The 20912-nt window shown below is 57.0% G+C and carries 13 protein-coding genes and 1 pseudogene; 6 read left to right on the top strand and 8 right to left on the bottom strand.

Translation table 11 applies throughout. The annotated features are described in order from the left end of the window. The first annotated feature begins 45 nt into the window (after window positions 1-45). Window positions 46-1230, top strand: a complete 1185-nt coding sequence (locus ACL2XQ_RS07750) for a sugar transporter (protein ID WP_410015681.1) — start codon at window positions 46-48, stop codon at window positions 1228-1230. Between the two features lie 208 nt (window positions 1231-1438). Continuing rightward, the gene (srsR, locus tag ACL2XQ_RS07745) at window positions 1439-2359 is read left to right on the top strand and encodes a LysR family transcriptional regulator SrsR (protein WP_413740207.1); all 921 of its coding nucleotides are present in this window, start codon (window positions 1439-1441) and stop codon (window positions 2357-2359) included. Here the strand turns inward: srsR and ACL2XQ_RS07740 are convergent. The 6 genes from ACL2XQ_RS07740 to ACL2XQ_RS07715 form a co-directional block, all read right to left on the bottom strand. After that, a complete protein-coding gene (locus tag ACL2XQ_RS07740; RefSeq protein WP_410015683.1) occupies window positions 2351-3829 on the bottom strand; it encodes a succinate CoA transferase in 1479 nt (492 codons plus the stop codon). The genes srsR and ACL2XQ_RS07740 overlap by 9 nt on opposite strands. 34 nt (window positions 3830-3863) lie before the next feature. Continuing rightward, window positions 3864-4649: a methylmalonyl-CoA decarboxylase gene (gene scpB / locus ACL2XQ_RS07735; RefSeq protein ID WP_410015684.1), complete on the bottom strand. Its 786-nt coding sequence runs from the start codon at window positions 4647-4649 to the stop codon at window positions 3864-3866. A gap of 12 nt (window positions 4650-4661) precedes the next feature. Beyond that, window positions 4662-5657, bottom strand: a complete 996-nt coding sequence (meaB, locus tag ACL2XQ_RS07730) for a methylmalonyl Co-A mutase-associated GTPase MeaB (RefSeq protein ID WP_413740509.1) — start codon at window positions 5655-5657, stop codon at window positions 4662-4664. Continuing rightward, window positions 5650-7794 (bottom strand): methylmalonyl-CoA mutase, encoded by a 2145-nt coding sequence (scpA, locus tag ACL2XQ_RS07725; protein ID WP_410015685.1) that lies wholly within the window; start codon window positions 7792-7794, stop codon window positions 5650-5652. The genes meaB and scpA overlap by 8 nt, the downstream gene beginning before the upstream one ends. Window positions 7795-9704: 1910 nt before the next feature. Continuing rightward, entirely contained in the window at window positions 9705-10814 is a 1110-nt protein-coding gene (locus tag ACL2XQ_RS07720) for an S-(hydroxymethyl)glutathione dehydrogenase/class III alcohol dehydrogenase (RefSeq protein WP_413722466.1), read from the bottom strand. A 55-nt stretch (window positions 10815-10869) separates the two neighbouring features. Continuing rightward, entirely contained in the window at window positions 10870-11145 is a 276-nt protein-coding gene (locus tag ACL2XQ_RS07715) for a metal/formaldehyde-sensitive transcriptional repressor (protein WP_410015687.1), read from the bottom strand. A gap of 263 nt (window positions 11146-11408) precedes the next feature. Between ACL2XQ_RS07715 and ACL2XQ_RS07710 the strand changes: the two genes are divergently transcribed. After that, window positions 11409-12815 (top strand): NAD-dependent succinate-semialdehyde dehydrogenase, encoded by a 1407-nt coding sequence (locus ACL2XQ_RS07710; protein WP_413740205.1) that lies wholly within the window; start codon window positions 11409-11411, stop codon window positions 12813-12815. Window positions 12816-13522: 707 nt separating this feature from the next. Further along, complete coding sequence (locus ACL2XQ_RS07705) at window positions 13523-14857, top strand: MFS transporter (RefSeq protein ID WP_410015689.1); 1335 nt, start codon at window positions 13523-13525, stop codon at window positions 14855-14857. A 115-nt stretch (window positions 14858-14972) separates the two neighbouring features. Here the strand turns inward: ACL2XQ_RS07705 and ACL2XQ_RS07700 are convergent, their stop codons facing one another. Next, window positions 14973-17117, bottom strand: coding sequence for a TonB-dependent siderophore receptor (locus ACL2XQ_RS07700; protein WP_413730676.1), 2145 nt, complete (start codon window positions 17115-17117; stop codon window positions 14973-14975). Window positions 17118-17427: 310 nt separating this feature from the next. Then, window positions 17428-17673, bottom strand: a pseudogene (locus ACL2XQ_RS07695) (helix-turn-helix transcriptional regulator); the annotation flags it as partial. Between the two features lie 525 nt (window positions 17674-18198). Between ACL2XQ_RS07695 and ACL2XQ_RS07690 the strand changes: the two are divergent. Beyond that, complete coding sequence (locus ACL2XQ_RS07690) at window positions 18199-18636, top strand: nuclear transport factor 2 family protein (protein ID WP_413722464.1); 438 nt, start codon at window positions 18199-18201, stop codon at window positions 18634-18636. Between the two features lie 377 nt (window positions 18637-19013). Beyond that, complete coding sequence (opgB, locus tag ACL2XQ_RS07685; protein ID WP_413722463.1) at window positions 19014-20891, top strand: phosphatidylglycerol--membrane-oligosaccharide glycerophosphotransferase; 1878 nt, start codon at window positions 19014-19016, stop codon at window positions 20889-20891. Window positions 20892-20912 lie beyond the last annotated feature (21 nt).

Here is a 20912-nt window from a genome sequence, read left to right as displayed (position 1 = left end):
TTGAACGTTAACCAATCGATCGTAAAAAATAGCCTGCTGATTTCAATGAATACTCCAGATGTTTCCCGTTCGACCGCCTGGCTAAGAGTCATTACCCTCGCGTTTGCCGCCTTTATTTTCAACACGTCCGAGTTCGTGCCGGTCGGCCTGCTGACCGATATCGCCCAGAGTTTTCAGATGGAGACCGCCCAGGTCGGGCTGATGCTGACCATCTACGCCTGGGTGGTGGCGCTGATGTCGCTGCCCTTTATGCTGCTGACCAGCCATATTGAGCGGCGCGGCCTGCTGGTGATGATCTTTGCCCTGTTTATCGCCAGCCATATCCTCTCGTTCGTGGCCTGGAACTTCACGGTACTGGTGCTATCCAGAATCGGCATCGCCCTGGCGCATGCGGTATTCTGGTCTATTACGGCATCGCTTGCGATCCGCGTCGCGCCGATGGGTAAAAAAACCCAGGCGCTGAGCATGCTGTCCACCGGCACCGCCCTTGCCATGGTGCTGGGACTGCCGCTGGGCCGCATTGTCGGCCAGTTGCTGGGCTGGCGCATCACCTTCCTGGTGATTGGCATTTTCGCCCTGGCGACCCTGGTCTTTATTATCAAACTGCTGCCCAAGCTGCCCAGCGAGCACTCCGGTTCGCTGAAAAGCGTGCCCATGCTGCTAAAACGCCCGGCGCTGATGTCGCTTTACCTGCTGGCGGTGCTGATCGTCACCTCGCATTACACCGTCTACAGCTATATCGAGCCGTTTATCCGCCATGCGGCGGCGCTGGGCGATGATTACACCACCTTACTGCTGTTGATTTTCGGCGGTTCGGGCATTATCGGCAGCGTGGTGTTCGGCGTATGCAGCAATAAATATCCCACCGCCCTGCTGGTCACGTCTATCGTGCTGGTGGTCGTCTGCCTGCTGGTTCTGCAGCCCGCCGCCGGGTATAAAATCAGTTTTGCCGGCCTGAGCGTGATTTGGGGCATGGCGTTTATGGCCATCGGCCTGAGCATGCAGGTGAAGGTACTGGCGCTGGCCCCGGACGCCACCGATGTGGCCATGTCGTTGTTCTCGGGCATCTTCAATCTGGGCATCGGCGCCGGCGCGCTGTTGGGCAACCAGTTTATCCTGCGCGCGGATCTGGCGTATATCGGCTATCTCGGCGCCCTGCTGGCTATCGTGTCCCTGGCATGGTGCCTGTTTATCTTCCGCCGCTACGCCGCGGAGCTGCGCCGGGCCTGACCGTTCGGTTCGCCGGCGGCGCGGGCATGGCCGATAGCAAAAAATCGTCAAGGACGGCAATGTGTGATGGCTTTCTCGTTTCGCACGCCGGGATTTTGTTACTTCTAAACCAGGCATGGCGTGGCGGCCGTTTTGTCGTGGGCTTTTTCCGGCCATGGCGGCGCGGCGGCGGGACAGACGTATCGGCGGCAGGGCGTGAAAAGCACTTATGAGTATTTTTGTTTCCAAGAAGCTGGTGAATTTTATCGTGTTGGCCCAGACCAACAATATCGCCAAAGCCGCCGAAAAACTGCATATGACCGCCTCGCCCTTCGGTAAAAGCATCGCCGCGCTGGAGGAGATGGTCGGTTATGAGCTGTTCTCGCGCACCGATAACAGCATCAGCCTGAACAAGGCCGGGCAGGAGCTGTACCAGATGCTTTATCCCATCTACCAGCGTCTGGCAAGCATCGACGCGGATATCATGCTGGCCGCCAGCCACCATCAGAAACACTGCGTTATCGGCATCGACACCGCTTACCCGACGATGATCTTCGATCAGCTTATCAGCCTGGGCGACAAGTTTGACGGCTTTACCACCAAACCCTTCGATTTTAATGAAAACGATCTGGTTTCCGGCCTGCTGGACCATGACGTGGACATGATTATCTCGCCGCAGCAGGCCTCGACGCGCATCGCCGAAATGTCCAGCATGCTGATAACGCCGCTTGAACCGCTGCGGCTGGGATTCCTGGTATCGCGCATCCATGACAATGTGCAGGCCAGCGTGCTGCTGCATACCCTGCCCTGGCTGCAGATGCGGTTCCAGCACCGGGCCAATTTCGAGTCGCTTATCGACTCGCACTTCCGTTATGCCGGCATTACCCCCACCATTATCTATCGTCCCTACAGCTTCCTGGCCAAGATCAGCGCCGTCAGCCGCGGGCAATTCCTGACGGTGGTGCCCCATTTCGCCTACCGGTTTGTCAATCCCGCCAGTCTGAAATACTTTGACGCGCCCAATAAGCCGATGTACATGCCGGAATATCTCTATTCGCTGCGCAACTGTAAAACCATCGGCCGGCTGGTGGCTGCCATTGAGCATGACCGCAACGGCACCACCGCCGATGAGCCGCCGTCCTCACACTAGCATGCTGCCGTACTGTTCCAGGTTCTGGTACAAATCGAAGGCATGGGCCAGATCGTGATGTATATGGCCGCTTTTACCCCGCGCCAGGTAGGTATACAGATAGTCCCGGTACATCGGATGGGCGCAGTTGCCGATAATGGCCTCGGCGCGCTGGATGGGCGACAGCCCGCGCAGGTCGGCCACGCCGTGTTCGGTGATAATCACTTTCACGCTGTGTTCGCTGTGATCCACATGGGAGCACATCGGCACGATGGTGGAGATCTTGCCGCCCTTGGCAATGGACGGCGCCATAAAGATGGATAGATAGGCATTGCGCTCGAAATCGCCGCTGCCGCCGATGCCGTTCATTAAATTGACGCCGGCCACATGGGTGGAATTGGCATGGCCGTAGATGTCGAACTCCAGGCCGACATTCAGGGCAATGACCCCCAGACGGCGGATGATTTCCGGATTATTGGAAATTTCCTGCGGCCGCAGCACGATGCGCTCGCTGAAAAAGTCCATATTCTGATAAATCCGCTCCAGCACCGAGGGCGGCACGGTGAGGCTCGAGGCGCTGGCGCCGATAATCCGCTCCTGCTCGAGCAGTTCGATGACCGAGGTCTGCAGCACCTCTGAATACATCATAAACGGCGGAATATCCGGATTCCGGCCCAACACCTTCAGCACCGCGTTGTTGATATTGCCGACGCCGCTCTGCAACGGCAGGAACCCGTCGGGAATGCGTTTGGCGTGCAGTTCCTTCAGCAGAAACTGCTCGACGTTGCGGGCGATTTGCAGGCACAGCGGATTCTCGTTGCCGAACTCGGTAATCTGGTCCGCCAGATGGGTGGGCACCACGGCGATGATTTTTTGCGGGTCGATTTGCACATAATTTTCCCCAACCCGATCCAGGGTATGGAAAATCGGCACCATGGTGCGCAACGGCGGCGCGCCGAGGGAAACGATATCGCTCATCTCGCGGATGCGCGGGGAATGATAGTCGTTAAGCTCAATAATGACCCGCCGCGCCTGCTGCAGGTAGACCGGCGCGTTACCGATGCCGCTGGTCAGGTACACCCGACCTTCCCTGGTCACCGCCGAGGCTTCGATAACCGCGATATCAATCGGGCCGAAAAAGCCGTAATTGACCATTTGCGCCACTTCGCTCAGATGCAGGTCGACAAAATTCACCGCGCCCTGGTTTATCTTATCGCGCAGCGCAGGCGCGGTCTGGTACGGCGCGCGCCACTCCACGGCGTCGGCTTCCGCGAGCTGGTTGTCCGCCAGCGCGCCGATGGACGCCCCGGTGAGCAGTTTGATGCGATAAGGCTGTTCCCGCAGGTGCAGCGCTATCGCCCGCCGGGCCATGGCCGCGGGCAGGGCTTTGGGGGCGCCGGCCGGGGTAAAGCCGCTAAAGGCCACCATATCGCCATGGGAGATTAATTGCGCGGCTTCATCCGCCGTCATTACCGTAAAATCCTGGTTCATCCTGATCACTCCTTGCGCCGGTTCACCGCGCGGCTTAGTGGCCGATAAAATTCGCCTTGCGTTTTTCCATAAAGGCCGCCATCCCTTCCTGGTAATCCTGGCTGTCGTACACCACCCTGCGCAGCCCCTGAATACGTTCGAACTCATCGGAATTGAGGGTATGGGCTTCGCCGAGCACCCGGAGTTCTTCCTTGATCACCGCCACCGCCAGCGGCGCCTTTTCAGCAATCACGCAGGCCATGCGCATCGTGAAGGACTCCAGCTCGGATGGATCGACGATATGGTTAAGAATGCCGACGTTTAGCGCCCGTTCGGCGGAGATCGGCGCGGCGGTAAAGATAAGCTCCTTGACGATATGAAAACCGGCGTCGCGGATCAGGTTATGGATGCCCACCAGGTTGTAGGGCACGCCCAGGTTGACCGGGGTCATGGAGAAGGTGGACAGGTTGCTGGAAATAATGATATCGGAACTCATGATCAGTTCAAACGCCCCGCCCCAGACGCTGCCTTCCACCATGGAGATAATCGGCTTGGGAAATTTCTGGATGGCGCGGGTGATCTGGCGCAGCGGGTCGTCGTAGGCCAGCGGGTCGCGCCGGGTTTTCGGCAACTCATAGATATCATGGCCGGCGGAGAAAACCTTGGAGCCTTTCGGCGCGCGCAGGATAACGCAGCGGATATCGATATTATTCAGATCTTCCAGCGCCTGCAGGATATCGCGGATAAACACCGCGCTCAGCGCATTAAGCTTTTTGGCATAGTTAAACTCAATAATACCCACCCGGTTTTCGATCAGCACTTTGACAAATTCGTACGCCATAATTCATTTCCCTTAATGGTTTAATTTTTCAACAATAAAGTGGGTGACGCTGTCCACGCCGGCGCGCGGCGATACGCGGTGGTTTTCCACCTGCTCCAGCGCCTGCCGGTACCGGTCCTGGATATCGCCGCGGGCGAACAGGGCCGCCAGGGTGTTTTCCTCGATCTGCCTGCGCATGGCATCCAGCTGCTGGCGTTTGCGCAGCGCCATCAGTCCGTTATCCACCGCCATCCGATCATAAAAATCGCCGACGGCGCGCCAGAGCTCGGCGATGCCCCGCGCTTCCAGGGCGCTGCAGGTCAGCACCGGCGGCGTCCAGGCCGGATATTTGCGCCGCATGATGGCGAGCGAGGCCCGGTACATGTGCGCCGTGAGCGCCACCCGGGCGCGGTTATCGCCGTCATCTTTGTTGATGACGATAATATCGGCCATTTCCATAATGCCTTTTTTGATGCCCTGCAGTTCATCGCCGGCGCCGGCCAGCTGCAGCGAGAGAAAACAGTCCACCAGTTGGGCGATATCCACTTCGCTTTGCCCGACCCCCACGGTTTCCACGATCACCAGGTCATAGCCCGCCGCCTCGCACAGCAGCATCAGTTCGCGGGTACGGCGGCTGGTCCCGCCCAGGTAGCCGCCGGTGGGCACCGGGCGGATAAACGCCCGCTGCGCGCGGGAAAGCAGCGACATGCGGGTTTTATCGCCGAGGATGCTGCCGCCGCTGAGCGGGCTGCTGGGGTCGATGGCGATAACCGCCACTTTCAGGCCCAGCGTCAGCACGTAACCGCCCAGGGCCTCGAGAAACGTGCTTTTGCCGGCGCCCGGCACGCCGGTAATACCCAGCCGTTTCGCCCGGCCGGTATGGGGCATGATGCGGTCGAGCAGTTGCGTGGCCAGCGCCTGATGCGCGGGGTGGACGCTTTCGATAAGCGTCATCCCCTGCGCCAGGGCCACCCGATCGCCCGCCAGCAATTGCCCGACAGTCTGATCCAACTGGCCGGCGCTAAGCATGGCAAAGCCCGATTTTATCCAGCACATCGCGCACGCTGGCCAGCATCGGCGTGCCCGGCCCGTAGATGGCGGCCACGCCCCGGCGGTAGAGGAAATCATAATCCTGCGGCGGTATCACCCCGCCCGCCACCACCTTGATATCCTGACGGCCGTAGCCGGCCAGCGCAGCCACCAGCGCCGGAATTAGCGTCTTATGGCCGGCGGCAAGCGAAGAGGCGCCGATCACGTGCACGTCATTTTCCACCGCCAGCTTGGCGATTTCCTCCGGCGTGGAAAACATCGGACTGAGATCGACGTCAAACCCGAGGTCGGAGTAGGCGCTGGCAATCACCTTGGCCCCGCGGTCGTGGCCGTCCTGGCCCATTTTAGCCACCAGAATGCGCGGGCGGCGCCCCTGTTCGGCCAGGAAGCGGTCGGTGGCGGCCTTGATCTGATCAAATTCCGCCGCGCCTTCCGCGCTCTGGTGGTAACTGTTGGCGATAACGCCGGTCACGCAGTTGGTCTGCACCAGGTAGCGGCCGAAGGCGTCCTCGATGGCGGTTGAAATTTCGCCGAGCGTGGCGCGGCTCCGCGCGGCGTGGATCGCCGCTTCCAACAGGTTGCCCCCGTCGCGCGCCGCCCGGCTGATCATGCCGAGCGCGTCGGCAACGGCGCCGCCGTCGCGGGCGGCGCGGATTTGCCGCAGGCGTTCGACCTGTTCCTGGCGCACCTTGACGTTATCGATTTCCAGCACCGAGGTGGCGTCTTCCTGCGCCAGCTTGTATTTGTTCACCCCGACAATCACCCGTTTGCCCTGGTCGATAAGCGACTGCTGGCGGGCGGAGGCTTCTTCAATCATGCGCTTGGGCAGGCCGGCCTCAATGGCTTTGGCCATGCCGCCCACCTCGCCTATCTGGCGGATAATTTCCCGCGCCGCCTTGACGACCTGGTCGGTGAGATTTTCCACATAATACGAACCGGCAAGGGGATCGACGGTACGGCACACCGCCGATTCTTCCTGCAGGATAATTTGGGTGTTGCGGGCGATGCGGGCGGAGAAATCGGTGGGCAGCCCCAGCGCCTCGTCAAAGGCGTTGGTATGCAGCGACTGCGTGCCGCCCAGTACCGCCGCCAGCGCTTCGACGGTGGTGCGGATGACATTATTGTAGGGGTCTTGTTCCGTCAGGCTCCAGCCCGAGGTTTGGCAATGGGTGCGCAGCGCCTGGGATTTGGGGTTGGTGGAACCAAAACCGCTTACCGCCTCGCTCCATAAATAACGGGCGGCGCGCAGCATGGCGACATTCATAAACAGGTCCATGCCGATGCCGAAGAAAAACGACAGGCGCGGCGCGAAGTCATCTATATCCAGGCCGGCGGCCAGCGCCGCCTGGATATATTCAATGCCGTCGGCGATGGTAAACGCCACCTGCTGTACGCAGTTGGCCCCGGCTTCGCCCATATGGTAGCCGCTGATGCTGATGGTGTTGAATTTGGGCATATTGCCGGAACAGTAGGCAATAATATCGGAAATAATGCGCATCGAGGGTTTGGGCGGATAAATATAGGTATTGCGGCAAAGGTATTCTTTTAAAATATCATTTTGGATGGTACCGGTCAGCGCTGCCGGCGGCACGCCCTGCTCTTCGGCGGCCACGATATAAAACGCCATGATGGGGATCACCGCACCGTTCATGGTCATGGACACCGACATTTTATCCAGCGGGATTTGGTCGAACAGTATTTTCATGTCTTCGACGCTGTCGATAGCCACGCCGGCTTTGCCGACGTCGCCGGCCACGCGTTCATTATCCGAGTCGTAACCGCGATGGGTAGGCAAATCGAAGGCGACGGAGAGCCCCTTTTGGCCGGCCGCCAGGTTGCGGCGGTAAAAGGCGTTGGATTCAGTGGCGGTGGAAAACCCGGCATACTGGCGAATGGTCCAGGGCTGGGCGGCGTACATCGTTGCGCGGGGACCGCGCACAAAGGGCGCCATGCCCGGCAGCGAACCGGTGACCTCCAGGTCGGACAGGTCGTCGGCGGTGTAAAGCGGCTTGATGCTGATTTCTTCCGCAGTGAGGGTAGTTAAATCGTCGACGCTTTTGCCCAGCCGTCCCAATTCTTTATTGGCAAGTTTTTCCCATGCCTCTGTTTGCGACATTATATTTCTCCGGATGGAATAGAATTATGTTTATTTCATCGGTCTGCCAGTGCCGGGCAATAGTCCGCCTTGGCGGATAATCCCCATCCAGCCTTGTGAGGTTAAATACAATAAGGCGTTGCTATCTTCGTGGTTTAAAACCAATGCGATTAAAACGCCCTGCGTTAATTCGTCATGATGGCCCGCATAACTTTCGATGAAATACCTGGGATTATAAATAGCACCGCCGGGCGAGTTTTACAGCCTCAAAAAATGCATGCTGAGCAATCATTATTTGCCGTATGGGAAATAGCGGGATTTGGCGGGTTCGCTCACTCTTTAACGCGTCTGCGTTGCGGGCGGGGCCTGCGGGGCTTATTTTTTGATTGCAAGCGCGCCATGGGGCGGGTGCGGTCTGGCAATAAGGATGCCCGCTGGGGTGAATGTCGCCGTGGCGGGGGATTTTTATCGCCGTAGTTGGGGGGTTTATGTTGCCACGGCGGGGGATTTTTATCGCCGGAGCTGGGGGGTTTATGTTGCCACGGCCGGGGTTTCGCTTGCCGTGCGTTCGGTGTTTATATGCAGTGCCGGGCGCCGGCAAGCGACAAGGAGGCCGTAGCGCGACGGCCTCCTTGACCTCCGCGCGCCCGGCAGGTCGCGCGTCGCTGCGCGATGCCTTCCGCCGCCAGTTCCCCCGTTATGCACCGGCCCGGTTAGCGCTCCCGGCGCCACCGGGCCTTTCGCCGCTCCCGGCGGCTCATGCCGGGGGCACAGGCGCCGTCAGCGCGCTTTATGCCGGTCCACATGTCGCTGTTGGCCAAGCGTTTTATGAAGTGACTGCGGCGCTGCTGCTTAGGATAGGGACTGGCGTCGGCATAGGATTGACCATTAGGGATGCAATGGCGATGGAATGCCGTCGGCACAGCAAAATGCAGTCAGGCAGTAAGACATTCATTATTCTGTTTTGCATATTGAGTTTTGAGTTTTAGCAGTAAGCGTTAGCTTTTAGCTTTTAGCTTTTAGCTTTTAGCTTTTATCTCTTAGCTCATATCCCAAATGGGTGCTGATATTTTTCCCGGTAAGTGCATGCCGCAAGAAACCTAAAAACGCTGTTTTACTCACAGACGATGGTGTTGACGTGGTGCCGGCATAGAGTGCGCCGGCAGCGCCCATCATGGCGGGATGAGCCGCCGGGAGCGGCGAAAGTCCGGGCTGCGCCGGGAGCGCATCCCGGACGGTCCCAAAGCCGGGATGGGTGATGCCGGGAACCGCGCAGCGGCGCACGACCTGCCGGACGCGCGGAGGTCAAGGAGGCCGTCGCGGTACGGCCTCTTTGTCGCTTGCCGGCACCGGACACGCCATATAACCACCGAACGCACGGCAAGCGAAACCTTCGCCGAGGCGGCATAAGCCTTGCCTCCCGCTAACGCACGGCAAACGAACCCTCGCCGAGGCGGCATAAGCCTTGCCTCCCGCTAACGCACGGCAAGCGAAACCTTCGCCGAGGCGGCATAAGCCTTGCCTTCCGCTAACGCACGGCAAACGAACCTTCGCCGAGGCGGCATAAGCCTTGCCTCCCGCTAACGCACGGCAAACGAACCCTCGCCGAGGCGGCATAAGCCTTGCCTCCCGCTAACGCACGGCAAACGAACCCTCGCCGAGGCGGCATAAGCCTTGCTTCCCGCTAACGCACGGCAAACCGACCCTCGCCGAGGCGGCATAAGCCTTGCCTTCCGCTAACGCACGGCAAACGGACCCTCGCCGAGGCGGCATAAGCCTTGCCTCCCGCTAACGCACGGCAAACGAACCGTCGCCGAGGCGGCATAAGCCTTGCCTTCCGCTAACGCACGGCAAACGAACCCTCGCCGCGGGGGCTATAAGCCTCCCCCGAGCCGCCGGCGTTACATCCAGCGACGGCGCGTGGGACGGCGTCAGAAGTGGATTACGGTGCGAATGGATTTACCTTCATGCATTAAATCGAACGCGTCGTTAATCCGCTCCAGCGGCAGGGTATGGGTGATAAAGGGATCGAGATTGATTTCACCGGCCATGGCCTGCTCCACCATGCCCGGCAACTGCGTGCGCCCCTTGACGCCGCCGAAGGCGGACCCGCGCCATACCCGGCCGGTAACCAGTTGGAACGGACGGGTGCGGATCTCCTTGCCGGCGCCGGCTACGCCGATAATGATGCTTTCGCCCCAGCCCTTGTGGCAACACTCGAGCGCCGCGCGCATAACATCGACGTTGCCGATGCATTCAAAACTAAAATCCACGCCGCCGTCGGTGAGTTCGACAATCACCTCCTGGATCGGCCGCGCATGATCCTTGGGATTGATGCAATCGGTGGCGCCCATCGAGCGGGCCAGATCAAATTTACCCGGATTGGTGTCGACGGCGATAATCCGCCCGGCCTTGGCCTGCACCGCGCCCTGGATCGCTGCAAGGCCTATGCCGCCCAGGCCGAAAATGGCGACGGTGTCGCCGGCCTTGACCTTGGCGGTGTTATGCACCGCGCCGATGCCGGTGGTGACGCCGCAGCCGAGCAGGCAGACCTTTTCCAGCGGCGCCTGGGGATTGATCACCGCCAGGGAAATCTCGGCCACCACGGTATATTCGCTGAAGGTACTGGTGCCCATATAGTGATAAAGGGGCTGACCGTTATAGGAAAAACGGGTGGTGCCGTCCGGCATCAGGCCCTTACCCTGCGTAACGCGTACCGCCTGGCACAGGTTGGTCTTGCCGGAGGTGCAGAATTTGCAGACGCCACATTCGGCGGTATACAGGGGAATGACATGATCGCCGGGCTTGACGCTGGTTACGCCTTCGCCCACTTCCATTACAATGCCGCCGCCCTCATGGCCCAGCACGGCGGGAAACAGCCCTTCGGGGTCGTCTCCCGACAGGGTGAAAGCGTCGGTGTGGCAGACGCCGGTGTGGGTAATCCTCACCAGCACCTCGCCCTTTTGCGGCGGCGCAACGTCAATCTCAACGATTTTGAGAGGCTGGCCCGGCCCGAAGGCAACGGCTGCACGAGATTTCATAAAGGTTCTCCAATCATAAACAGCACCGGTCGACATCTTACCGTCGACGGCGTCATTACTTCAAATAGGAACGCACCAGGCTGGCGACATCGTTAAGCCGGGCCGCCTTCTGCGCCGGCGTCAGGTCTTCCTCGCCCAGTTCGTCGCGGATATGAATTTCCATAATTTCAGACATCAGGCCGTGGGAAGCGCCGCGGATGGCGGCGATCTGCTGCAGCAGCGCGCCGCAGTCGACGCCCGTTTCCAGGCCGCGCTCCAGCGCCTCCACCTGCCCTTTGATGCGCCGGACCCGCAGCAGGACGCGTTTTTTATCTTCAGCTGAACGAGGCATTTCCCGACCCGTAAGAAAATATAGTATAGGGGGGTATAGTATATCATTAGAAAAAAACATCAAGCCATAAGCGCGCGGCGCGCGACCTAACCGCCTGTTCCGGGCGGGAGCGGGCATGAAAACACGCGTGCGGGCGTCAATCGGCCGATGGCTTCGATAGGGTAATACATTGAGGAATAATTCCGTGGGGGACTATACTGCATGCACAGGATATGGCGTTAGATCCTTCACATCACCGGTCGTTTCATAAGGACAGCATTATCATGAGCGTACAGACAGCCGCATCGTCGTCGATCAAAACGGTTAATCCCGCCACCAATAAAATCGAAAAACAATTCGACGTTATGTCCGACCAGCAGATCGAACAGATCCTGGCCGCCGCCGACGCCGCCTTCCAGCAATGGAAAAAAACCCCGTTCGCCGAGCGGGCCAAACTGCTGCATAACGTGGCCGCCATTTTGCGCGATCGCCAGGATGAGCTGGGCAAGCTGTGTACCATTGAAATGGGCAAACTGCACGCCGAAGGCGTGGGCGAAGTGCAACTGTGCGCCGATATATTTGATTATTATGCCGATCACGGCGAACGGTTCCTGGCCGACAAGCCCCTGGAAACCGGGATTGGCAGCGCGTTTCTCAGCTATGACCCCCTCGGCGTGCTGCTGAGCGTGCAGCCCTGGAATTTCCCGTTCTACCAGATCACCCGTTCGGCGGCGCCGAATATCATGGCCGGGAATACCATGGTGTTGAAACACGCCTCCAACGTACCGCAGTGCGCGGCCATGATGGAGCGTATCTTTATCGATGCCGGCGCGCCCGTGGGCGTTTACACTAACCTGTTCGTGCCCGGCGCCAAGGTATCGCAATTAATAGGCGATAAGCGCATCAAGGGCGTGTCCCTGACCGGCAGCGAGGCGGCGGGATCAAGCTTTGCCGCCGAGGCCGGCAAACATGTCAAGAAATCGACCCTGGAGCTCGGCGGCAGCGACGCCTTTGTGGTGCTGGCGGATGCCGATCTTGATCTGGCGGTAAAAACCGCCGCCATGGGACGTTTATGGAACGCCGGCCAGGTCTGTGTGTCGCCCAAGCGTATTATCGTGCTGGAAGACGTCGCCGAGGCATTTATCGCCAAGGCGCGGGCCATTTATGAAAAGATCAGGATCGGCGACCCGCTGGATCCGTCCACGCAGCTCGCCCCGCTCAGCAGTGAAAAAGCGGCCGGGGAGATCGTTGAGCAGGTGGCAACCGCAGTGAAGGAAGGCGCCAAACTGATCTACGGCGGCCACCGCGTGGACCGGCCGGGCGCGTATATGGAACCGACCATCCTCACCGGCATCAAACCCGGCATGGCGGCCTACGCCGAGGAAATCTTCGGACCGGTGCTGTGCGTGTATGCCGTCAAGGACGAGGCGCAGGCGATTGCGCTGGCCAACGACTCCATCTTCGGCCTGGGGGGCACCGTCTTCGGCACCGATACCGCCAGGGCCGTGGCGGTGGCGCGGCAAATCGATTCCGGTATGGTCTATATCAACCATACCACAGGTATTGCCCCGGAGCTGCCGTTTGGCGGCACCAAAAACTCCGGCTATGGCCGCGAACAATCCCCGGCGGGGATTCATGAATTCGTCAATGAAAAGCTGATCCGCATCACCACGCCCGACGCGCCTTATTGATCCTACCCGGGGCCGGCATGGCCCGTAAATCACGCCTGTTTCCTGCGGCTAACGCGCCGGGGGAAACAGGCTGCCCGGTTCATTCCCCCCGCGGATTCACCGTGCGCCGACCGTTGACCGCGCCTGCGCTTATTGCCGATATCAGCGTGATAATTACCGGTGTTTTTAAATTAAAACGGCATTTCATTATTATGAATATGAATAATGCCGTGCTTTGCCGTACGGAGAATATCCACGCCATTACAAATTTAGTTTAATTTATCAACTAATCGTGGAATACTAACCCGGCCGAAAAAGGGATGCCGCAGTTGGGCAAAAACATCTCTCTCCATAATTTTTTAATTTATTATGCGGCGAAATACCTATAAATTGTGATCACCATCGCAATATTAAAATTAAAAATTATCTAAAACCCATATTTATGATCCACCGCACAGACTCCATGTTCCCACAAAAATAGTCCTAATCCCGGCTCTAATATTGGTCATTTGCATAATGACTTACCCTGGCGCCATTTTTATACTGCCTGCTCAAATTACGGATGGCGATTGATACCTCTTCTTTTTTACGTATCGCGCCGATACCCATTCAACGTATACCCAGTCCCCTACCGACAGGCAGTATTTTAATTATGAGGCCTATGGCGGCGGCGACAATTCGCCGGGAATAAATGCCTTAGGCGCGCAGCGTTAACGCGGAGACATCGTATGGCAATCGAGTCCACTTTGGACCAAAAAGGCAGGACCCATGTACGTTATGTGGTGCTGTTATTTATATTTATTATTACGGCGGTTAACTATGCCGACCGGGTTACCCTGTCGATAGCCGGCACAGCGGTGTCCCACGATTTGGGGCTGGATGTGGTCAACCTGGGCATGATTTTTTCATCGTTCGGCATCGCCTATCTGTTGATGCAAATCCCCGGCGGCTGGCTGCTTGACCGGTTCGGGTCGATTAAAGTCTATAGCTACAGTTTGTTTTTCTGGTCATTGTTCACCCTGCTGCAAGGATTTGTCGGAGTGCTGTCGGTGCCGATGGCGGTCTTTTCGCTGTTTATGCTGCAGTTCCTGCTGGGTTTCGCCGAAGCCCCGGCTTTCCCGGCAAATGCCCGCATTGTCGCCGCGTGGTTCCCGGCCAAGGAGCGCGCCACGGCGTCGTCGATTTTCAACGCCGCGCAGTATTTTTCCCTGGCGATTTTTTCGCCTTTCCTGGGCTGGCTGGTCTATGCGTGGAGCTGGAAACACGTCTTTACCGTCATGGGCGTCATCGGTTTTATCCTGACGTTTCTGTGGATAAAATTTGTCCATAACCCGTTTGAATCCCCCTACGCGTCGCGCGCCGAGCTGGATTATATCGAGCAGGGCGGCGGCGTGGTCAATATGGACAGCAAAAAGGCGAAGGATAACGGACCGAAATGGAACTACGTTAAGCAACTGCTCACCAGCCGTATGATGCTGGGCATCTTTTTCGGCCAGTATTTCCTCAACACCATTACCTGGTTCTTCCTGACCTGGTTCCCCATCTATCTGGTGCAGGAAAAAGGGATGAGCATCCTTAAGGTAGGCATCATCGCCTCCATTCCGGCGTTATGCGGTTTTGTCGGCGGTATTTCGGGCGGCGTGGTGTCGGATTTCCTGCTTAAGCGCGGCTGTTCGCTTACCTTTGCCCGCAAGGCGCCGATCGTGTTCGGCATGCTGCTCGCATCCAGCATGATCCTTTGCAACTACACCGATAATACGGTGCTGGTGGTGGCGCTGATGGCGCTGGCATTCTTCGGTAAAGGCTTCGGCGCGCTGGGCTGGCCGGTGATTGCGGATACCGCGCCGAAAGAGGTGATCGGCCTGTGCGGCGCCATCTTCAACGTGTTCGGCAATGTCGCCTCCATCGTCACCCCGTTGCTGATTGGTTTTCTGGTCAAGAATCTGCACTCGTTTAACAGCGCGCTGATTTTTGTCGGCTGCTCGGCCATTATGTCGATGCTGTGCTATTTGCTGGTGGTGGGTAAAATCCAGCGGCTGGTGCTGAAAAACGTTCCGGCGTAATCCTGTATAGGGGCGGGCGGGAAACCCGCCCCCCCTCATCTGCCTATTTTACCTCTCCCCTCCCCCTTGACGCGCCTGGACATCCTTGCCCCGGCCCGTGCCTTTTGCCTGTTGATCAGAAATCGTAGCCCACGGTGGCCACCAGCGAGCGCTCCGCGCCCCAATAGCAATAGCCGGTGCCATAACAGGCCGCCACGTATTTCCGATCGGTGAGGTTATTGGCGTTAAGCTGCACATAGGCCCCCTTCCACTGCGGGTTCCAGGCGGCAAGATCGGCGCGTAGCGAAACATCCAGCAGGGTCACCGACGGCACGCGCCGCGTGTTTTCATTATCTGCCCACTGCCGGCCGATATAACGCACCCCGCCGCCCAGGTTGATGCCGTAATCCGCCTGGTACTGCGCCCAGAGCGACGCCATCTGATCCGGCGTGACATAAGGCGTGTTGCCGTCGTTGCCGTCCACGGCGTCCCTGAAGCGTACCCGGTTATAGGTATAGCCGGCTATGCCGGCCAGACGCTCGGTGAGCTGCGTGCGGGCCTCCAGTTCAATCCCCTGGGAATGTACCTTGCCCGCCGGGACATAATAGCTGCCCTGCACGATACGGTTGGCCACATCTTTTTGCGTCAGGTCGTAAATCGCCAGGGTATACAGCGACGAAGTACCGGGGGGCTGGTATTTTATCCCGGCTTCGTACTGCTCGCTGGTGGTCGGTTTCAACAGGTTGCCGTCGGCGCCGGACAAGGCCTGCGGCGTGACGGCCTGGCTAAAGCTGACATAAGGCGAAATGCCGCTGTCAAAGGCATACAGCAGCGACCCGCGGCCGCTGATATGATCGTCCTGGCGCCGGTAGGTGGTGTCGGTATTGAACGTGGTATTTTTGGCCACGATGCGATCGTAGCGCCCGGACAGATCCAGGTGCCATTTATCCAGCGTCATCTCATCTTGCAGATAGACCCCGCTTTGTGAGTAGCGGCGTTTGGCATCGACGCGCGTGACGCCCGGCACGGTCAGGCCGTAGTCGGTGAACAGCCCCGGGCCGCCGCTGACGCCGGTGAGCGCATTGAGCGGGGTGGCGTAGGCGCTGTCGTCCCACAGGTCGTTGGTATATTCATGGTATTCACCGCCCAGCACCACTTTATGCTGTAGGTCGCCGGTGCTGAAATCGGCCACCAGCTGGTTATCCATGGCGTAAGCGGCAAGCGAGGACGATTCGCCGGAATAATAGCGGTTAAGCAATGTACGATCGCTGTTCCAGCCAATCTGGTAAACCTGCTGCTGGTCGACGTTGGCATGGGTATAACTGCCGTTGGAGCGGATTGACCAGACGTCGTCGATGCTATGGTCGAATTCATAGCCGTAGATTTGCTGGCGGCGCTTAAAGGTATTCAGGCTGCTTTCGCCGTCAAAAAACCCGCGGTCCAGCTTGGCGCCGCTGCTGGCGTACAGGCTGCCGTCCGCCGGCACCGCGCTGTGATAACCGCCCGACGGATCTTTTTGCAGATAGGCTTTTAACAGCAGCGACGTGTTGCCGTCCGGCTGCCATAACAGCGACGGCGCGATGGCATAGCGTTCCTCGCGCTGGTGATCGTACTGGGTATCGCTATGGCGCGTGATGCCCGTCAGGCGGAACGCCCATTGATCGCTGACGGCGCCGGTATAGTCGAACGCCGCGCCGGTGGTGGCGTTATTGCCGGCCATCAGCTTGATATGCCCTTCGCTGGCAAAACGGGGGCGTCTGGACGTCATCATCACCAGGCCGCCGGGAATGGTCTGGCCGTAAAGCGCCGACGACGGACCGCGAATCACATCGACGCGCTCCAGGAACCAGGGATCGATTTGCAGGTTGTTATAGCTGCCGCCGTCGCTCATCAACCGCAGGCCGTCCAGGAAGGTATTATTGGTATCGCCGCCGTGGAATCCGCGCAGGGAAACGGTCTCGTAGCGGGTCGCGCCGCCGGCGAAGTTGGTAAATACCCCCGGCGTATAATTCAACGCGCTGTTCACCGTCAGGGCGGCCTGATCGTCCATTTGCCGGCGCGTCACCACCGACACCGACTGGCCGGTGGTAATCAGCGGCTGATCGGTTTTGGTCGCTCCGCGGCTGGTGTTGGCTGTGTAGCCCCGGGTCGGCGCATCGGCGCTGTCGGCCGTCTGGGCCGCGGTAACCACCAGGGTATCCTCGGCATAGGTGAATAACGGCGCCGCGAAAGCGAGTGAACACAGCAGAGTGGAACGTGTTAAGCGCAAGACCCTTCTCATTATATCTTTCCATTGACAGGTGAATGAAATTGAAACTAAATGAGAATTATTATCTTTCTTATTTATTGATTCAAGAAATAATTTAACACATTTAAGGAATTGGCCGGAACGGCAAGGCTTACGCGGGGCGGGATGGCGGCTGCGAGACGTTGCTACGCCTCGATACGGCAATGGAAAGGGTTAGGTCTAAGATGGCCTGGCGGCGGTAGGCTTAACCCCGTTTTTGCCAGTCGGCAGCGTCTTTTTCTTCTTTTTCTTCTTTTTCTTCTTCTCCTTCATTCGACGCCAGACGCATATTGGCCGATGCCGCGTGCGAGACATACAGCGCCAGCAGCGCGGCGGCAAACTCATCGTCCAGCGTGTAGAAATAGCATTCGGGTACGTTCAGGATGCGGGCAAACGCACAGCAGGTTTCAAAATTGGGACGATATATCCCATTTTCATACTGACTAATTCTGGAACGGGCGGTGGACTCATCGATGCCAGCCATGACCGCCAGCTTTTCCTGTGTCAGCTGGGCCCTGTGCCGGGCTTCTTTCAGGCGTTTTGGAATCATCTTCAAATATGAGTAAAGTTAGCTTGATAATCTGTTTAGCATCACTTAACATCAGAGTTGTTTAGAATAACTAAACACTTTATAAGAATAGAACACACATCAGGGTGAGGGCCGGCAATTGCCGGCCTGATTTTGTGCTGTGTGTAACGCCATCATTCCACTCAGTAAATTTCCCCTGCCCCGCAAAAATCCCGTGCTTTTAATAATTTCCGAGTTTTTTGATCTTTTCTGATTGCTATGACCGCCACGCAATGTCAATCAGGGGTTTACACCCGGTGGCACAGATTGCCGTGGTAGTAATAATTTATTAATGCCAAAAATTGTGAGTTTAATCACATTGAAACGCTTGCCGCCATCCCGCACAATGTTCCGCGGACAATTGCTTGAGATAATTTCAAAACAATGTTTTATTAAAAATAAATAAAAACTATTTTTTTTGAAATACATGAGATCAGTCACAACGGTAACCTCATGAAATTGGTTAGCATTGCCCCTCTTTAACGATGTCACTGGTAAGGAATAACCATGTATAAAATTGCAGGCGCGGCCCTTCTTTCATTGCTGTTGAGCAGCAGCTGTTTCGCCCAAAGCGCCGATGCCACGGCGGTAACCAAGGCGGTGGAAACCATGCGTCAGGCCATGGTCAGCGCCAAGAAAGCCGATCTGGAGAAAGTGGGCGCGCCGACGCTGAGCTACGGCCACTCCAGCGGTAAAATCCAGAACAACGCCGAATTTGTCGATGCCATCGTCACCGGTCAATCCAAATTCCTGACGCTGGATCTCAAAGACCAAACCGTGCAGGTCGACGGCGACGTGGCCATCGTCAGGCATATCCTGCAGGCGAAAACCGCAGACGGCGGCAAGCCGGGCGAAGTGAAAATCGGCGTCATGCAGGTATGGCAGAAAAATGCGGCGGGCGCCTGGAAGCTCCTGGCGCGCCAGGCCTATTCATTGCCTAAATAAACCCCTGCCAGCGCGGCTCTCGGATATGAGGGCCGCTGCGTCGTTTTCCCCGCGCCCACCGGGCTTTCCGCTGTAAAAAAAATGTAACTTTTTGTCAACGCAAAAAGAATTCATCTCCTGCTTTTTAGCCGAGCGGTGAAGTTTTACTGTTTTAAATCAATTGATTAAAAAAATAATTTCTTGTATTTCGCCGTTCAATTCTTTTTACCCGCACCACCCGCCGGCGCGGCTTGTCACAAAACGGTAATGAAATCTCGCGCCGTAGCGGATTAATTGCTATACAGATAACTATCACCCATCCCTTACCGGAAGACCGCCTTGAAACGCTGCTGCTATAGCCGGAGGTATTTCCCTTACTGCCCGATGGAGGGAGAACAATGTCAGCGGAAACCCTGTCGATAGTATTATTTATAGCGGCGGTTATTATTTATTCAACGAAAGCCAAAAAAAATAAATATTTGTTTTCATTAGTGCTGTTTGTTTTAGGTATTTATATTCTGCTTAATTTAGTCAGGGTCGCCAGTAATTACTTTACCGGCGCCGGCATCAATGATTCGGTGCTGTATACCCTGACCAGCAGTTTAACCGGCGCCGGATTAGGCAAGTACATCCTGCCCTTTGCCGGTTTCATCCTGGCTTCCCTGCTGGTGTTCAGCCTGATGTCATGGCTGTTGCTATTCAGAAAAGCCGGCGGCGGCCGTACGGCTTACGGCCTGCTGGCTCTCGTTTTGGCCGTGGTCGCCGTGATTGCCACGCCGGCCAGCGGTGAAATTGCCGGCCTGGTTAAATCCCAGTTGGCAAGCGGCGATACGGACTTTAATACCTATTACAGAACCCCGTCCAAAACACTGGCGAAAGACAGCCCCAACCTTATTTATATCTATGCCGAAAGCCTGGAAAGAACCTATTTCGATCAGGACGCCTTTGCCGGTTTAACCACCGAGCTTAACAGTCAGAAAAACGATGCTATAGATTTCAGCAATACTACCCAATTGCCCGGCACCGGCTACACCATTGCCGGAATGGTGGCGTCGCAGTGCGGCATTCCGTTATTCGCCCCCTTTGACGGCAATGCCTCAAGTTCGTTATCGACCTTTTACCCCCATGATATTTGCCTGGGCGATATACTGCAGGCTTCCGGTTACGATACCTATTTTTACCAGGGGGCCGATATGGCGTTTGCCGGTAAAGGCCTGTTCCTGAAGTCCCATGGTTTTGAGCATATCTATGGTTTCCAGGAGCTTAAGGGACTGGTCAAGGATCCCGACTACCGCAACGAGTGGGGCTGGTATGACGATACCCTGCTGGATCTGGTCTATGATAAATTTATTGCGCTGTCGCAACAAAAACAGCGGTTTGCCTTATTTGCGCTGACCGTCGACACCCATCATCCGGACGGATATATTTCGCGATCCTGCACCAATCGCTCCTATGCGTATGACAATATGGAAAACAGCTCCCTAAGCGCCGTGGCCTGCAGCCAGGAGCATATCGCGGGGCTTATCAAAAAAATCCGCGCATCGGGCTATTTCAAAAATACGGTGATCGTGGTGTCTTCCGATCACCTGGCCATGAACAATACCGCCTATGATATTTTAAATCAGCACGACAGAAAGGATCTGTTCTTTATCCTGCGCGGCGACAAGGAGCAGCCCCAGGTCAGTAATGTTAAGCGCAGCACGCTGGATAACGGCGCGACTGTATTGGATGTGCTGGGGGGCGATAACTATATCGGCCTGGGCCGGAGCAGTTTATCCTCCACATCGTTATCAACCTATTTTTTAAATCTCGATGATAAGATAACCGCATGGATACCGGATGTTATCCGGCAGTGGGATTTCCCGACCAAGATAAAAAAATATAAAATTGATGTAAATGCCAAAACCATCGGCTTTTCCGGCGTTCAATTTAAAATACCGTTGATTTTAAAAATTGATAAAAATAATATTGAGCCGATGTTCGACGTGTATTTATCCGCACCGTTAAAACAGCAATTGGCGAAATTGAATGCCCGGGATAAATTTTTATGGATTGATGACTGTAATAAAATGGCCGATATTTGGGATCCATCGCTGAGCCAGGTAACCAATTATTGTGTCGCCGTCGGCAACCTGAGCACCCAGCCGAACATCGTTAAAATCGACTCCGACGTGTATCGCGGCAAGGTGTCGTTCAAAAAACTGCCGCAGGGCGATGAGGCGCAGTTTGAGCAGACCGTCGGCAGACTGAACTTATCCGCTCCCGCGACAAATTAACCCCCTGGCACCGGACGGGGG

Origin of the sequence: Sodalis sp. RH14 (genome assembly GCF_047324285.1) — a bacterium.
GTDB lineage: Bacteria > Pseudomonadota > Gammaproteobacteria > Enterobacterales > Enterobacteriaceae > Acerihabitans.
Note: the sequence above shows the minus strand (reverse complement) of the source record. Positions and strands in the feature narration are given on the sequence as shown.

Bases quoted from the DNA above. Each gene is read 5' to 3' on its own strand.
- ACL2XQ_RS07750 (WP_410015681.1), top strand. From the start codon at position 46: ATGAATACTCCAGATGTTTCCCGTTCGACCGCCTGGCTAAGAGTCATT.
- srsR (WP_413740207.1), top strand. From the start codon at position 1,439: ATGAGTATTTTTGTTTCCAAGAAGCTGGTGAATTTTATCGTGTTGGCC.
- ACL2XQ_RS07740 (WP_410015683.1), bottom strand. From the start codon at position 3,829: ATGAACCAGGATTTTACGGTAATGACGGCGGATGAAGCCGCGCAATTA.
- scpB (WP_410015684.1), bottom strand. From the start codon at position 4,649: ATGGCGTACGAATTTGTCAAAGTGCTGATCGAAAACCGGGTGGGTATT.
- meaB (WP_413740509.1), bottom strand. From the start codon at position 5,657: ATGCTTAGCGCCGGCCAGTTGGATCAGACTGTCGGGCAATTGCTGGCG.
- scpA (WP_410015685.1), bottom strand. From the start codon at position 7,794: ATGTCGCAAACAGAGGCATGGGAAAAACTTGCCAATAAAGAATTGGGA.
- ACL2XQ_RS07720 (WP_413722466.1), bottom strand. From the start codon at position 10,814: ATGAAATCTCGTGCAGCCGTTGCCTTCGGGCCGGGCCAGCCTCTCAAA.
- ACL2XQ_RS07715 (WP_410015687.1), bottom strand. From the start codon at position 11,145: ATGCCTCGTTCAGCTGAAGATAAAAAACGCGTCCTGCTGCGGGTCCGG.
- ACL2XQ_RS07710 (WP_413740205.1), top strand. From the start codon at position 11,409: ATGAGCGTACAGACAGCCGCATCGTCGTCGATCAAAACGGTTAATCCC.
- ACL2XQ_RS07705 (WP_410015689.1), top strand. From the start codon at position 13,523: ATGGCAATCGAGTCCACTTTGGACCAAAAAGGCAGGACCCATGTACGT.
- ACL2XQ_RS07700 (WP_413730676.1), bottom strand. From the start codon at position 17,117: ATGAGAAGGGTCTTGCGCTTAACACGTTCCACTCTGCTGTGTTCACTC.
- ACL2XQ_RS07690 (WP_413722464.1), top strand. From the start codon at position 18,199: ATGTATAAAATTGCAGGCGCGGCCCTTCTTTCATTGCTGTTGAGCAGC.
- opgB (WP_413722463.1), top strand. From the start codon at position 19,014: ATGTCAGCGGAAACCCTGTCGATAGTATTATTTATAGCGGCGGTTATT.